The 14,235-nt window shown below is 74.8% G+C and carries 12 protein-coding genes; 6 read left to right on the top strand and 6 right to left on the bottom strand.

Annotation, left to right across the window (positions count from 1 at the left end; all coding sequences use genetic code 11):
• The first annotated feature begins 239 nt into the window (after window positions 1-239).
• Both ACFU7Z_RS23315 and ACFU7Z_RS23310 read left to right on the top strand, forming a co-directional pair.
• The gene (locus tag ACFU7Z_RS23315) at window positions 240-647 is read left to right on the top strand and encodes a YciI family protein (RefSeq protein WP_380779378.1); all 408 of its coding nucleotides are present in this window, start codon (window positions 240-242) and stop codon (window positions 645-647) included.
• 8 nt (window positions 648-655) lie between these two features.
• Window positions 656-1,813: an RNA polymerase sigma factor gene (locus ACFU7Z_RS23310; RefSeq protein WP_380779380.1), complete on the top strand. Its 1,158-nt coding sequence runs from the start codon at window positions 656-658 to the stop codon at window positions 1,811-1,813.
• A 21-nt stretch (window positions 1,814-1,834) separates the two neighbouring features.
• Here ACFU7Z_RS23310 and ACFU7Z_RS23305 read toward each other — a convergent pair whose 3' ends face one another.
• The 5 genes from ACFU7Z_RS23305 to ACFU7Z_RS23285 all read right to left on the bottom strand — a co-directional run bounded on the left by ACFU7Z_RS23305 (window position 1,835) and on the right by ACFU7Z_RS23285 (window position 7,358).
• Window positions 1,835-3,145 (bottom strand): DUF58 domain-containing protein, encoded by a 1,311-nt coding sequence (locus ACFU7Z_RS23305; RefSeq protein WP_117488066.1) that lies wholly within the window; start codon window positions 3,143-3,145, stop codon window positions 1,835-1,837.
• Window positions 3,146-3,224: 79 nt separating this feature from the next.
• Entirely contained in the window at window positions 3,225-4,235 is a 1,011-nt protein-coding gene (locus ACFU7Z_RS23300) for a MoxR family ATPase (protein ID WP_049659237.1), read from the bottom strand.
• Window positions 4,232-5,476 carry a DUF4350 domain-containing protein gene (locus ACFU7Z_RS23295; protein ID WP_380779376.1) on the bottom strand — a complete coding sequence of 415 codons (1,245 nt, stop codon included), beginning with the start codon at window positions 5,474-5,476 and terminating at the stop codon, window positions 4,232-4,234. Before ACFU7Z_RS23295 ends, ACFU7Z_RS23300 begins: the two co-directional genes overlap by 4 nt.
• On the bottom strand, window positions 5,473-6,165 hold the full coding sequence (locus ACFU7Z_RS23290; RefSeq protein ID WP_375877375.1) for a DUF4129 domain-containing protein: 693 nt from the start codon (window positions 6,163-6,165) through the stop codon (window positions 5,473-5,475). Before ACFU7Z_RS23290 ends, ACFU7Z_RS23295 begins: the two co-directional genes overlap by 4 nt.
• Before the next feature lie 5 nt (window positions 6,166-6,170).
• The gene (locus tag ACFU7Z_RS23285) at window positions 6,171-7,358 is read right to left on the bottom strand and encodes a hypothetical protein (RefSeq protein ID WP_181970603.1); all 1,188 of its coding nucleotides are present in this window, start codon (window positions 7,356-7,358) and stop codon (window positions 6,171-6,173) included.
• Window positions 7,359-7,655: 297 nt separating this feature from the next.
• Here ACFU7Z_RS23285 and mtrA point away from each other — a divergent pair, with 297 nt between their 5' ends.
• From mtrA to ACFU7Z_RS23270, 3 genes are read left to right on the top strand one after another with little or no spacing between them, the layout of a single operon-like run.
• Entirely contained in the window at window positions 7,656-8,333 is a 678-nt protein-coding gene (gene mtrA / locus ACFU7Z_RS23280) for an MtrAB system response regulator MtrA (RefSeq protein ID WP_030247322.1), read from the top strand.
• A 1-nt stretch (window position 8,334) separates the two neighbouring features.
• Window positions 8,335-10,440: an MtrAB system histidine kinase MtrB gene (mtrB, locus tag ACFU7Z_RS23275; protein ID WP_074005004.1), complete on the top strand. Its 2,106-nt coding sequence runs from the start codon at window positions 8,335-8,337 to the stop codon at window positions 10,438-10,440.
• Complete coding sequence (locus ACFU7Z_RS23270) at window positions 10,415-12,307, top strand: LpqB family beta-propeller domain-containing protein (protein ID WP_380779373.1); 1,893 nt, start codon at window positions 10,415-10,417, stop codon at window positions 12,305-12,307. The genes mtrB and ACFU7Z_RS23270 overlap by 26 nt, the downstream gene beginning before the upstream one ends.
• A gap of 56 nt (window positions 12,308-12,363) precedes the next feature.
• On the opposite strand, the gene ACFU7Z_RS23265 is transcribed toward ACFU7Z_RS23270, so the two are convergent.
• Window positions 12,364-13,128, bottom strand: coding sequence for a ComF family protein (locus tag ACFU7Z_RS23265; RefSeq protein ID WP_380779371.1), 765 nt, complete (start codon window positions 13,126-13,128; stop codon window positions 12,364-12,366).
• Window positions 13,129-13,496: 368 nt separating this feature from the next.
• On the opposite strand from ACFU7Z_RS23265, the gene hpf reads away from it, so the two are divergent.
• The gene (gene hpf / locus ACFU7Z_RS23260) at window positions 13,497-14,192 is read left to right on the top strand and encodes a ribosome hibernation-promoting factor, HPF/YfiA family (protein ID WP_049657308.1); all 696 of its coding nucleotides are present in this window, start codon (window positions 13,497-13,499) and stop codon (window positions 14,190-14,192) included.
• Window positions 14,193-14,235 lie beyond the last annotated feature (43 nt).

Raw genomic sequence — 14,235 nt, 5'->3', positions numbered from 1 at the left:
GCAGGGGGGACCCTGTGGGAGAGTAGGACGCCGCCGAACAATTCTTCAGAAGAACCCCCATCCGGGTCCCGGATGGGGGTTCTTCGCGTTTTCAGGGACTCTTCGCGTGGTGGGCCGGTTGCGTGGTGGGCCGGAAAGAATCTTGGCCGGCCGTGTCGAGAACCCGTGCCCGGCACCGTCCCCGGAGTGGACGCGGCCACAATGGGTCGCACCAGCTCCGAGGATCCGAGGAGAAGACGATGGCCAAGTACCTGTTGCTGAAGCACTACCGGGGTGCCCCGAGCTCGGTCAACTGCGTGCCGATGGACCAGTGGACACCGGAGGAGGTCACGGCGCACATCCGGTACATGCAGGAGTTCGCGGACCGGCTGGAGAAGACCGGCGAGTTCGTCGACGGCCAGGCGCTCGCGCCCGAGGGGACGTGGGTCCGGTACGACGGCGAGGGGCGTCCGCCGGTCACCGACGGTCCGTTCGCCGAGACCAAGGACCTGATCGCCGGCTGGATGGTGATCGACGTCGACAGCTACGAGCGGGCCGTCGAGTTGGCCGGGGAGCTGTCGGCCGCGCCCGGGGCCGGGGGCGAGCCGATCCACGAGTGGCTGGAGCTGCGTCCGTTCCTGGCGATGCCGGCGACCATCACCGAGTGACGTCCCCGATGGACGAGGCCCTGCTGAGGAGTCTCACGCCGAGTGTCATCGGTGTCCTCGTCCGCCGCGGAGCTGACTTCGCGGCGGCCGAGGACGCGGTGCAGGAGGCGCTGGTCGAGGCGGTCCGGCTCTGGCCGGCCGAGCGGCCGCGCGATCCCAAGGGCTGGCTGGTCACCGTGGCCTGGCGCAAGTTCCTGGACGCGACCCGGTCGGAGGCCGCCCGCCGGCGCCGGGAGGACCTGGTCGACCAGGAGCCGGAGCCGGGGCCCGCGACCGCCGTGGACGACACGCTCCAGCTCTACTTCCTGTGCGCCCACCCGTCGTTGACGCCCTCGTCGGCGGTGGCGCTGACCCTGCGGGCGGTGGGCGGGCTGACCACCCGCCAGATCGCCCGGGCCTACCTGGTGCCCGAGGCGACCATGGCGCAGCGGATCAGCCGGGCCAAGCGCACCGTCTCGGCCGTCAGGTTCGATCAGCCGGGGGACGTCGCGACCGTGCTCCGGGTCCTCTACCTGGTCTTCAACGAGGGGTATTCCGGCGATCTCGACCTCGCGGCCGAGGCGATCCGGCTCACCCGGCAGCTCGCCGCGGTGATCGACCACCCCGAGGTGGCCGGGCTGCTGGCCCTGATGCTGCTGCACCACGCCCGGCGGGCGGGCAGGACCGCGCCCGACGGCGCGCTGGTGCCGCTGGCCGAGCAGGACCGCGGCCGGTGGGACACCGGGCTGATCGCCGAGGGCATCGGCATCCTCCAGGGGGCCCTGGCCCGGGACCGGCTGGGCGAGTTCCAGGCCCAGGCGGCCATCGCGGCGCTGCACGCCGACGCGCCCACCGCCGGGGAGACGGACTGGGTGCAGATCGTCGAGTGGTACGACGAGCTCGTCCGGTTGACCGCCAGCCCGGTGGTGCGGCTCAACCGCGCGGTGGCGGTCGGCGAGGCCGACGGTCCGCGCGCGGGGCTGGCGGCGCTCGCGGAGCTGGACGACGCGCTGCCCAGGTACGCGGCGGTGGCGGCGTACCTCCATGAGCGCGACGGGGACCTGGTGGCGGCGGCCCGGTTGTACGCGGAGGCGGCGCACCGGGCGCCCGACCTTGCCGAGCGCGACCATCTGACCCGTCAGGCGGCCCGGCTCAACACGCTTCTGAAGGGTCGTCGGACGGACTGAGTCCGGCCGGGGGAGCGGGGCTCAGAGCCGGCCGGCGGCCTTCAGCGCCAGGTAGGTGTCGGCGAGGGCCGGGGCGATCCGGGTCGGCGGGGCGTCCAGGACGGTGACGCCGTGGCGGGTGAGGTGCTCGGCGGTGGCCCGGCGGTCGGCCCGGGTCTGTTCGGCGGCGGCCGCGCCGTAGACGGCCTCCAGGGTGCCCCGCCCGGCGGCGAGGGCGTCCAGCTGCGGGTCGGCGACCGAGGCGAGGACGACCTCGTGGCGCTTGGTGAGCATCGGCAGCAGCGGTCGCAGGCCGTCCTCGACCGGGGCCGCGTCGAGGCCGGTGAGCAGCACGATCAGCGAGCGCTGCGGCGCCATCTTGAGCGCGGTGGCGACCAGCGAGCGCATGTCGGTCTCGTGCAGCGCGGGTTCCAGCCCGGCCATCGCGTTGGTGAAGGCGGGCAGCACCTCGTGGGCGGAGCTGCCGGCCACCGCGACGCGCTTGCGGGAGTCGTGGGCGAGCAGGTCGACCCGGTCGCCGGCCCGGGTGGCGAGGGCGGTGAGCAGCAGCGCGGCGTCGAGGGCGGCGTCCAGGCGGGGCGCGTCGCCGACCCGGCCGGCCGAGGTGCGGCCGGTGTCGAGGACGACGAGGATGTGCCGGTCGCGTTCGGGGCGCCAGGTGCGGACGGCGACGGTGTTGCGGCGGGCGCTGGCGCGCCAGTCGATGGAGCGGACGTCGTCGCCGGGCAGGTACTCGCGCAGGGAGTCGAACTCGGTGCCCTGGCCGCGGGTCAGGACGGAGGTGCGGCCGTCGAGTTCGCGCAGCCGGGCGAGCCGGGAGGGCAGGTGCTTGCGGCTGGCGAACGGGGGCAGCGCGCGGACCGTCCAGGGGACGAGGTGCGAGCCCTGGCGGGCGGCCAGGCCGAGCGGGCCGAGCGAGCGGACCGTCACCCGGTGGGCGTGGTGGTCGCCGCGGCGGGTGGGGGTGAGCACGGTGGTGATCCGGCGCCGTTCGCCGCCGGGGAGGGCCAGGGTGTGCCGGGAGGCGGCCTCGGCGGTGCCGGGGCGCCAGGCGGACGGGGCCCAGGCGTCGCGGACCAGGCCGCGGAGCGGCCGGCCGGACGGGTTGGTGACGGTCAGTTCGACGGTGGCGGGCTCGCCGAGCCGGACGGTGGTGTCGCCGGCCCGCCCGAACCGCAGGCCGCGGACCGGGGCGGCGAGCACCAGGTCGACCGCGACGGCGACCAGCACCGCACCGGTGACCAGGCCGATCCCGGTCCAGGACGGCAGCAGCAGGCCCACGACGAGCGCGCCGAGTGCGGCGAGCAGGGCGGTTCGCCCGGTGAGGGCCATGCGGTGCGCTCCTTCGGAAGCCCGTGCGTCGGAACCCGTGGGCCGGCGGCCGGAACGGGGGCGGTACGGCGGGGTGGGGTCAGCGGGGTGCGGGCGTCTGGGTGAGGACGGCCTGGATGACGGAGTCGGCGGTGACGCCCTCCATCTCGGCCTCGGCGCGCAGCGCGACCCGGTGCCGCAGGGTGGGCAGGGCGAGCGCCTTGACGTCGTCCGGGGTGACGTAGTCGCGGCCGGCCAGCCAGGCCCAGGCGCGGGAGGCGGCGAGCAGGGCGGTGGCGCCGCGCGGGGAGACGCCGATGGACAGCGACGGGGACTGCCGGGTGGCCCGGCAGAGGTCGACGATGTAGGCGAGGACCTCGGGGGAGACGGTCAGCTTGGCGATCTGCTCGCGGGCAGCGGCGACGTGCTCGGGGCCGGCGACCGGGCGGACGCCGGCCGCGCCGAGGTCGCGCGGGTCGAAGCCGGCGGCGTGCCGGGAGAGCACCTGGAACTCCTGGTCGCGGTCGGGCAGCGGCAGGACCAGCTTGAGCAGGAAGCGGTCCAGCTGGGCCTCGGGCAGCGGGTAGGTGCCCTCGTACTCGACCGGGTTCTGGGTCGCGGCGACCAGGAACGGGACGGGCAGCGGGCGCGCCTCGCCGTCCACCGTGACCTGGTGCTCCTCCATGGCCTCCAGCAGGGCGGCCTGGGTCTTCGGCGGGGTGCGGTTGATCTCGTCGGCGAGCAGCAGGTTGGTGAAGACCGGGCCGGGCTGGAAGGAGAACTCGGCGGTGCGGGCGTCGTAGACGAGCGAGCCGGTGACGTCGCCGGGCATCAGGTCGGGGGTGAACTGGATGCGCTTGGTGCCCAGGCTGAGCGCGGTGGACAGGGTGCGCACCAGCAGGGTCTTGGCGACGCCGGGGACGCCCTCCAGCAGCACGTGGCCGCCGCAGAGCAGGGCGACGACCAGGCCGGTGACGGCCGCGTCCTGGCCGACCACGGCCTTGCCGATCTCGGCGCGCAGGGCGGTCAGCGCGGCGCGCGGGTCGGTGGCGGGGGTGGCGGGCGCCGTGCCGGGGACGGGGCGGAGCTGGGCGGTTGCCTGGTCGGTCACGGGTTCCGTACCTGCCTTTCGAGGGCGTCGAGGTCGTCGGCGAGCCGCAGCAGTGCGGCGTCGTCGGTCGGGGGCGGGCCGTACAGCAGGGCCCGGACGTCCCCGGCGGGCCGTTCGGACAGCCGGTCGGCCAGGGCGACGCAGAGCGCGTCGGGGTCGGGTGCGCCGGCCTGGAGCGGGACGCCCAGGGCGGGGGCGAGGCGGTGCGCGGTGGCGCCGCGCAGGGCCTCGGCGGCGCGGCCGCGGGCCTTGGCGCGCCGGTAGAGGCGGGCGCGGCCCTCGGTGGTCTCGGCGGCGCGGACCACCACGGGCAGGTTCTCGCTGACCACCGGGCCGAGCCGGCGGCCGCGCCAGAGGGCGGCGAGCACGGCGGCGACGGCGAGCTGGTAGCCGGCCCAGTGCCAGCCGCTCGGCAGGAAGTCGCCGAAGCTCTTGGTGCGGGCGCCCTCGGGGAGCGGGGCGGAGTAGTCGGGCAGGTGCCAGGTGAGGCGGGGCTGCGAGCCGAGCAGGCCGAGGGCGAGGGCGGCGTCGCCGTCCTTGGCGAGTTCGCCGTTGTGCAGGAAGGTGCCGCTGCCGAGCACGACGACGTCGCGGTCGCCGTCGCCGGCCGGGAGGACGACCAGCGGGTAGCCGTGGGCGCGCGGGTAGCAGCCGGTGCCGCGGCTGCCGCTGGTGTAGAGCATGCCGCCCTGCTGGGCGCTGCCGGCCCGGACGGCCTCGGTGAGGGCGCACTCCGGGGGAGTGGAGCGGACGGAGGCGTACGGGAGCCCGCCGGCGTCGTCGGACAGCCGGATGCCGGGGGCGAGCGCGGTGAGCGCGGCCGGGCCGGGGGCGACCAGCACCAGCCGCCGGTGCCGGGCGGCGGCGACGGCGCGCAGCTGGGCGGGGTCGAGCAGGTCGGGTTCGGGCAGCACGAGGGTGTCCGGGCCGGCCGCGGCGGTGGCCGGGTCGGTGGTGAACTCGGCCTTGAGGCCCTGGCGTTCGAGCAGGGCGACGACGGCGTGGGCGCCGTCGCGGTCGTACGAGCGCGGGTCCAGCGGTGGGTAGCGGCGGTCCTGGCCGAGGGCGGACACGGCGGCGGCGCCGATCAGCAGGGCGGCGAGGACGGCCAGGTACCAGCGGGCGCGGCGCCACAGGCCGCGGCTGGTCGGGGCGAGGCTGGTCGCGGCGGCGCCATCGGCGGCGGTGGCGGGCGGCTCGGCGACGGGCGGTGCCGCGGGGGCGGGGGCGGAACCGGTCATGCCGCTCCTCCCGAGGACGGAGCCGGAGCCGGTGCGGGGGGCGCGAGGACCGGGCGGGTGCGCTCCAGCGTCCGGTCGAGCTCGTGCAGCAGCCGGTACGCGCTCTGGTCGGCGGTGCGCTCGCCGTACGCGATGTCGTCGAAGGTCCGGGCGGCCGCGGCCAGCGCGGCGGCGTGCTCGGGCAGCGCCCGGCCGGCCTCGGCGGCGGCCTCGTCGGCGGTGCGGCCGGGGCGGTTGTCGAGCAGGGTGCGCTCCTCCAGGCCGCGCACCAGGGCGCGCATCTGTTCGCGGACGGCTTCGGTCCAGCGTCCGGCGGCGGCGTGCCCGGCGGCGTCCGTCCGGTACTGGTCGGCGCTGCGCGGGCCCTCGGCGCCGTACACGTCCTGGACGGTGCGGGCGGCGCGGCGGGGTGCGCCGAGGCGCCACCAGACCGCGCCGCCGATCAGCACCGCGACGATCAGGAAGAGGACCAGCCCGGTGGTGCCGGTGGTGCCGTCGCCGGAGATGCTGTCGAGCGCCTTGGCGATGTGGTCGTAGATCCAGTCCGTGACGCGTTGCAGTACGGACGGGTCGTGCTTGTGGTACTCCGCGTCGAGCAGCTCGTCGCGGGCGGCCTCGCGCGCCGGGTCACGCGGCACGGTGACGGGTGCGCCGCCCGCGGCGAGGAGCCTGTCCCCCCAGTTAGGCATCCGGTTCAGCGCCTCGCCGGTGCCGGGTCGCCCTGCGCGCCCCAGCCGGTGCCGCTCTGCTCGGGCAGGCCGGCCGCGCGGGCGAGTTCGATGTCCAGGGCCTCGCGGCGGATCCGCTGGTCGATGTAGACCAGCACGCCGACGGCGGCGATGAAGGGGGTGGTGAAGGTGCCGGCGATGATCCCGGCGACCGCCAGCAGGAGCAGCATGGCCACGCCCTGGTCGGCGGTGTCGGGCAGGCCTTGGGCGTCGAGGCTCTCGAAGCCGAGCAGCAGGCCGAGGAACTGGAACGGGACGACCACGACCATCGCGACGACGAGCGCCAGCACGTGGCCCAGCAGGTTGATGCCGAAGACCCGCCACCAGGCGCCGCGGACCAGCCGCCGCGAGCGCGACAGCGCCGTCAGCACGCCCTGCTTCTCCAGCATCAGGGCGGGCGCGGCGAGGCTGAAGCGCATCCACAGCCAGACGGCGACCGGCACGGTCAGCAGGCCGACCAGGGTGAGCAGGCCGGCGATGGCGACGGAGCCCTGGCCGGCGAGGGTGTAGCCGATCAGCGGGGTGAAGCCGAGCAGGACCACGCCGGGGCCGAGCAGGACGGTGAGCAGGGTCAGCCCGAGCAGCTGCAGCAGCCGGGGGCGGGCGTCGCGCCAGGCCTCCCCGGCGGTCGCCGACCGGCCGAGGACGGCGCGGCTGACCACGATGGTGAGCAGCGCGGTGGCGAACACGTTGAGCAGCAGTTCGAGCGGCAGTCCGGCCAGCATCCGCAGGGTCTGGGTGGCCTCGCCGGTCTTGCCCTTGACCAGCAGGTTGACCAGGAGGCTGCCGGCCTGGGCGACCACGGCGAGGCCGAGCGAGAGCGCGAGCACGGTGCGCCAGTGCCGGCGGACGGTGGTGACGGCACCGTCGAGCAGTTCGCCGAAGCTCAGCGGGCGCAGCGGGATGACGCCCGGCTTGGGGCTCGCCGGGGCGCCCCAGCCGTACGGGCGGTGGCCGCCGGGAGGCTGCTGGCCCCACTGCTGTCCCCACTGCTGTCCGTTCCCGGGGGCGCCGGCCGGGCCGGTCCAGCCGGGGGCGGCCTGTGGTGGTGCCGACGGCCCGGGCACGGCGGCGGGCGCGTCGGCCGGGGGCCGGGCGTCGTCGCGGGGCGGCTCGGACGAGCTGGGCGAGGCCCAGCCCGGGGTGTCGGTCATCACTGCTCCTCGGAGGGCGTCACGGGCGCGACTGCGAACGGATCTTCCGCCCGCGCGCAGCGCCCATCGTGCCATGGGGCCGGAAACCGGCCCCATGGCGATCCGGTTGCTGATCGGCAACGGTCCTCCGCGGCGGGTCGGGCGGTGGTCCGGCGCGGGTTCGCGGGGGGTCCGGAGGCGTTTCCGGGGGAGCATTCGCCCGGTATGGCCGGAATGCACCGGTGGGGGAGTTGGCCGTTCTGGAGCATTGGCACTGCTGTGCGGCAGGTCACAATCCGGTAATGAGAAGATGGACGCATGAAGGGACGCGTCCTCGTCGTTGATGACGACTCCGCACTGGCCGAGATGCTCGGTATCGTGCTGCGGGGTGAGGGTTTTGAGCCGTTTTTCGTCGCGGATGGGGACAGGGCACTAGCCGCCTTCCGGGAGACCAAGCCGGACCTGGTCCTGCTCGACCTGATGCTGCCCGGCCGGGACGGCATCGACGTGTGCCGGCAGATCCGGGCCGAGTCCGGCATCCCGATCGTGATGCTGACCGCGAAGACCGACACGGTCGACGTGGTGGTGGGCCTGGAGTCGGGGGCCGACGACTACGTCACCAAGCCGTTCAAGCCCAAGGAGCTGGTGGCCCGGGTTCGCGCCCGGCTGCGCCGCGCCGAGGAGCCGACGCCCGAGCAGCTGACCATCGGCGACCTGGTGATCGACGTGGCCGGCCACTCCGTGAAGCGGGACGGCCGGGGCATCCCGCTGACCCCGCTGGAGTTCGACCTGCTGGTCGCGCTGGCCCGCAAGCCCTGGCAGGTGTTCACCCGCGAGGTGCTGCTGGAGCAGGTCTGGGGCTACCGCCACGCGGCGGACACCCGTCTGGTCAACGTCCATGTGCAGCGCCTGCGTTCCAAGATCGAGAAGGACCCGGAGCGCCCCGAGATCGTGGTGACCGTCCGCGGCGTCGGTTACAAGGCGGGACCCAGCTGACGTGACGGAGCGGGCAGACGACACCCCGTCGGGTTCCGCGACCGACGGGGCGGGGGCCGTGCGCGGCGACGTGCTGAGTTCGACCACCCGTCGCCGACGCGGCCCTTCCGGCGTGTTCGCGCTGGTGAAGCGTCAGCTGCGCCGTCCCACGCACCGGGTGGCCGCGCTGTACCGCCGGTCGATCCAGCTGCGCGTGGTCGCGGTGTCGCTGCTGGCGTCCATCGCGGTCGTCCTGGTGCTGGGCGTGGTCGTGGTGGCGCAGGTGCGCACCGGCCTGCTCGGAACCAAGACGGACGCCGCCCGCGCGCAGGCCCGGATCGGCTTCCAGGTCGAGCAGAAGAAGATCGACGAGGCCCGGGACCAGAAGCTGCGGGGCACCGCCGACCCGACCGTCGACGAGATCGGCACCTGGCTGCTGCGGCAGGTCAACGACCTGGCCGGGAGCGGGCAGACCGTCTACTCGGTGATCGCGATGTCCCCCGGCACCGGCGCCGTCGTCCCCGACGGGGGCGGCTTCGCGCCGCGCTACTCGGGCGACATCCAGCCGATCAGCATCCCGGACACCCTGCGGGCCAAGCTGGCCGCCGAGCCCGGCCAGATGTTCGACCAGCCGACCCGGATCCAGCGCTCGCCCGGCAGCAGCGTCACGTCCGAGCCAGGGCTGGCCCTCGGCATGCAGTTCCGCGGCCCGGCGGAGACCTCGTACCAGCTGTTCTACGTCTTCTCCTTCGGCCAGGAGACCGACACCCTCAACCTGGTCACCGGCACCCTGGCGACCGCCGGGGTGTTCGTGGTGATCCTCATGGGCGGCATCGCCTGGGTCGTGGTGCGCCAGGTGGTCACCCCGGTCCGGATGGCCGCCGGGATCTCCGAGCGGCTCGCCGACGGGCACCTGGAGGAGCGGATGAAGGTCACCGGGACGGACGACATCGCCCGGCTCGGGGAGTCCTTCAACCGGATGGCCAACGCCCTCCAGGCGCAGATCCGCCAGCTGGAGGAGCTGTCCCGGGTGCAGCGGCGGTTCGTCTCGGACGTCTCGCACGAGCTGCGCACCCCGCTGACCACGGTCCGGATGGCCGCCGACCTCATCTACGACAGCCGCGAGGACCTGGACCCGATGGCGGCCCGCTCGGCGGAGCTGCTGCAGGGCCAGCTGGACCGCTTCGAGTCGCTGCTCGCCGACCTGCTGGAGATCAGCCGCTTCGACGCCGGCGCCGCGATCCTGGACGCCGAGCCGGTCGACCTGCGCGAGATCGTCGCCCGGGTGGTGGAGGCCGCCGAACCGCTCGCCGAGGCCAAGGGCAGCGCCGTGGTGATCCGCGGCGACGGCGAGCCGGTGCTGGCCGAGGTGGACTCCCGCCGGATCGAGCGCATCCTGCGCAACCTGGTGGTCAACGCGCTGGAGCACGGCGAGGGCCGCGACGTGGTGGTCCGGCTGGGCTCGGCGGACGGCGCGGTCGCGGTGGGCGTGCGCGACTACGGCATCGGCCTCAAGCCGGGCGAGGCGTCCCGGGTGTTCCACCGCTTCTGGCGGGCCGACCCGTCCCGGGTGCGGACCACCGGCGGCACCGGCCTCGGCCTGTCCATCGCGGTCGAGGACGCCCACCTGCACGGCGGCTGGCTCCAGGCCTGGGGCGAGCCCGGCGGCGGCTCGCACTTCCGGCTCACCCTGCCGCGCACCCGCGGCGGCGAGATCAGCCGGGCGCCGTTCCGGCTGGAGCCGGAGGACTCCCGCAACAACCGGGGCCTGGGCGCGCAGGGCACGCCGTACCGGCGGGCGATCAGCCCGGCCGGCTCGACGGCGACGGCCGCCGTCGAGGAGCAGGCGGAGACGCCGGAGACGGTGAGCGGCGGCCTCGGCAGCGGTCTCGGCGGGGTGCTGAACATCGGCCCCGGGCTGGGCCGGCGCAAGCTGCCGGAGGGTCCGCGCGCGGACCCCTCGGGCGTGTGGACGGCCGCCGGGTACGGGGCCACCGGCGCCCAGGTGATGGTGGACCCGACGCCGGGACGGCCGTCGGTGGCACAGCGGACGGCGGAGCCGGACGCGACGGGTGGGACGACGGACGCGGAGGGGTCGCAGCGTGCGAAGGACGAGCAACAGGACTGAGCCGCGGCTCCTCGCGGTGGTCGGCGGGCTGCTCGGCGCCCTGGTGGCGAGCGGCTGCGCGGCCATGCCGGATTCCGGCGGCATCACCAGGGTGGAGCTGTCCCAGGGCTCGGCCGACAAGGACCTGCAGGCCCGGGTCTACCCGGTGGCGCCCGCCCGGGGCGCCAAGCCGCGCGAGCTGCTGAACGGGTTCCTGGACGCGGTGACCGCCGACGAGGGGTACGACACCGCGCGCAAGTACCTCACCGAGAGCGCCGCCGCCACCTGGAACCCGGACGCCGGGACGAAGGTGCTCTCCGCCACCGGCATCCCGCCCGGCCAGGACGTCACCGACACGGACACCACGGCGTCGTTGCAGGTGAGCGGGCAGCTGGTGGCCGGCGTCGACGAGCGGCACTCGTACGCGCGGGTCGCCGGGCAGAACAACGACTCGTCCGACTTCACCTTCGTCCGGCAGAAGGACGGCGAGTGGCGGATCGACAGGCTGGCGCCCGGCGTGATCATGAACGAGACGAACTTCCGGAACAGCTTCCGGCAGGTCGAGCGGTTCTTCTACACCGCGCCCGACCCGTCCTCGGTGGTGTCCGGGAGCACCGGCCAGGAGGTGCTGCTCGCCGACCCGGTCTACCTGCGGCGCCGGATAGACCCGCTCACCTCGGCCGTCCGGGCGCTCGTCGACGGCCCCTCCGTCTGGCTCTCGCCGGTGGTCCGCACGGCGTTCCCGGCCGGCACCACGGTCGACAAGGTGAGCATCGACGACAACCGGGTCGCCCACGTGCAGCTCGGCAAGGCGGACACCGGTGAGCCGATGGCCTGCCGGCGGATGGCGACCCAGCTCTTCTACACCGTCGCCGACCAGGGCAAGGGCCAGATCACGCGGCTGGAGCTGAAGGGGCCGCACGGCTCCTGCACGGCCGCCCGCGGTGACTCGCCGTCCACCGGTCCCGGCGCCCTGGCCGGGTCGACGACGGCGACGCAGTACTACCAGCGTGCCGACGGAGCCCTGGTGGCGACCGACGAGGTGCGCCCCGGTGATCCGGTCCGCGGGGTCCTCGGCAAGCCGCAGTCGAACACCAAGCCGCCGCTCGGCGCCTTCGCGGTCAGCCGCACCGGCTCCCAGGCCGCCGCGATCAGCGAGGACGGCCACCAGGTCTGGTCGGTGCCGCTGTCGGACAGCGCGGTGGCCATGGGCGAGCCGGTGCTCACCTCGCCGGCCAAGGGCGGCGACAAGGAGGACGGCTTCGCCTCGCCCACCTGGGACGGCCGCGGCGACCTCTGGGTGGTGGACCGCAACAAGCAGGCCCCGCGGGTGGTGATGGTGCGCGGCGCCAAGTCGTACACCGTGCCGGTCGAGGGTCTGACCGGCCAGACCGTGCAGGCGCTGAAGATCTCCTCGGACGGCGTCCGGGTGGCCGTGGTGGCCAGGACCCCGGGCTCGGCCGTCCGCTCGCTGTGGTTCGGCCTGGTCGTGCACGACGGCACCCCGCAGGCGCCGACCGTGAAGATCACCGCGCTGCACCGGGCCGCTCCCACGCTCACCGACGTCGCCTCGGTGTCCTGGGCGGAGACCGACCAGCTGCTCGTGCTCGGCAAGGAGGCCGACCGGACCCAGCAGCTGTACTTCATCAGTACGGACGGTTCGCAGAGCACCGAGACCCAGCTGCAGAGCGCCGAGAGCATGCTGACCGTCTCGGCCTCGGAGTCCCGCGGGGACAGCCTGACCCAGACGCCGCCGGTGCTCGCGATGGGCGAGGTCAAGCAGACGGACGGCAAGCCGAGCGAGATCAAGGCCTTCCGCCTGGTCAACAACCAGTGGCGGGAGACCTCGCTGATCGACAAGCCGCGGTCCTTCTTCTACGCGGGCTGACGCCGCGTCCGAGCGGTGCCTCCGGCCCGGCGGGGTGTCGGCGGCCGCGGTGACGGTCAGTCGGACGGGCGCACCGTGGCCGCGACGGTGGCGCCCGCCCGGACCGGGAGGCCGGCGTCGGCCAGCGCCCGGGCGGCCTCGGTGAGGCTGGCCCCGGTGGTCACCAGGTCGTCCACCAGCACCGGGTGACGGCCCGCCAAGCTCCCCGGTCCCGCCAGGCTCCCCGGTCCCGCCAGGCCCGCGCGCCCGGTCGGGGCGCGCGGCAGCACGGTGAGCGCGCCGTGCAGGTTGCGGCGCCGTTCGGCCGCGTTCAGCCCGGCCTGGTCGGCGACCGGCCGGGCGTGCCGCAGCAGCGGTTCGGCCCGGACGTCCAGGCCGGCCCGGCGCAGCGAGCGGGCGGCCGCCCCGGCCAGCCGCAGCGTCGGATCGTGCCCGCGGGCGCGGACGGCCGAGCGCGCCGAGGGCATCGGGACCAGCAGCAGAGGTGCGGCCCCGGCGCGCGCCCCCAGGGCGGAGCGCACGGCCCGGCCGAGGGCCTCGCCGAGCGGCGCGGCCAGCCGCAGCGCGCCCCGTTCCTTGTGGGCGAGCAGCAGCTGCCGGACCGGACCGGTGTACGGCGCGGCGGCGTGCGTCCAGGGCAGCGGGGTGGGGGCGGGCCGTGCGGTGGCCAGGGCGTGCCGGCAGGCCGGGCAGAGCTGGGTGCGCTCGCTGCCGCAGCCCGCGCAGTCGGCGGGCAGCAGGACGTCCAGCAGCCCGGCCAGTGCGTGGCCGAACGGCCCCTGGGCGGACGGCGGAGGAGCGGGGGAGGGGAACGGCGGCACGGCTGCTCCTGGCGGCGGCAGGCACGGAGAGTCAGCACAGAATCGGCCGTACGGGGGGCGTTGTCCAGGTATTTACCCTTACTTCACCCGCGAGAGGGTAGACAGGGTGGACCAGCTTGACCGCCCGACCGCAGTATCGGGTCATACCCTCCTTATCGCCTGGGGAGGCGAAAAACCCGTGTGAGGTGTTCGATAAGGCCCAGGGGGTTTCAAACGTCCCTGGTGGGGAGGAAGTGAGGTGAGGGCCAGTCGTTTCCGCCGCTGGCGGCGGGGACGGGGGGCCGGCAGTGGATGGGCTGGTCCAGCTGGGTCTCAGTCCGGTCCGGTAGCACCCGGATCGGCGTCAGCACGAGGGATCGGAGTTCTGCGTGGACATCGTCGTCAAGGGCCGCAAGACCGAGGTGCCCAAGAGGTTCCGCGAGCACGTGGCCGAGAAGCTGGAGAAGGTCCAGAAGTTCGACGCCAAGGCCATCAGCCTCGACGTCGAGGTGTCCAAGGAACACAACCCGCGGCAGGCCGACCGCTCCGACCGGGTGGAGATCACTCTCCGCAGCCGCGGCCCCGTGATCCGGGCGGAAGCCGCCGCCGGTGACCCGTACGCGGCGCTCGACCTGGCTTCCGCGAAGCTCGACGCGCAGCTGCGCAAGTCCGCGGACCGGCGTCGGGTGCACAAGGGCGGCGCGAACGGCCGCACCCCGATCAGCGTCGCCGAGGCGACCGCGGCCCTGGCCGCGCTGCCGGAGACGACGGCGCCGGAGGGCGAGACGAACGGCGCCGTCCGCAAGACCATGATGGGATCCCTGGAAGTGGAGGGCGAAGGCCCGCTGGTGGTCCGGGAGAAGACGCACCCGGCCGCCCCCATGGCGCTGGACCAGGCGCTCTACGAGATGGAGCTGGTCGGCCACGACTTCTACCTCTTCGTGGAGAAGGACAGTGGCCTGCCGAGCGTGGTCTACCGCCGGCACGGTTACCACTACGGCGTCATCCACCTGCAGACCGACCTCGCGGCCGGCCCGGGTGGCGGGGCGGGCGGCGCGATCGGCGGGGCCGACGACGAGGACTGACCGTCCGAACAGCGATGGAGGGGTGACCCCGGCGGCCGTGGCC

Source organism: Kitasatospora sp. NPDC057518 (assembly GCF_042802075.1).
In the GTDB taxonomy this organism is placed as follows: Bacteria; Actinomycetota; Actinomycetes; order Streptomycetales; family Streptomycetaceae; genus Kitasatospora.
The sequence above is the reverse complement of the archived record's forward strand: the minus strand, read 5'-3'. Positions and strand labels throughout refer to the sequence as shown.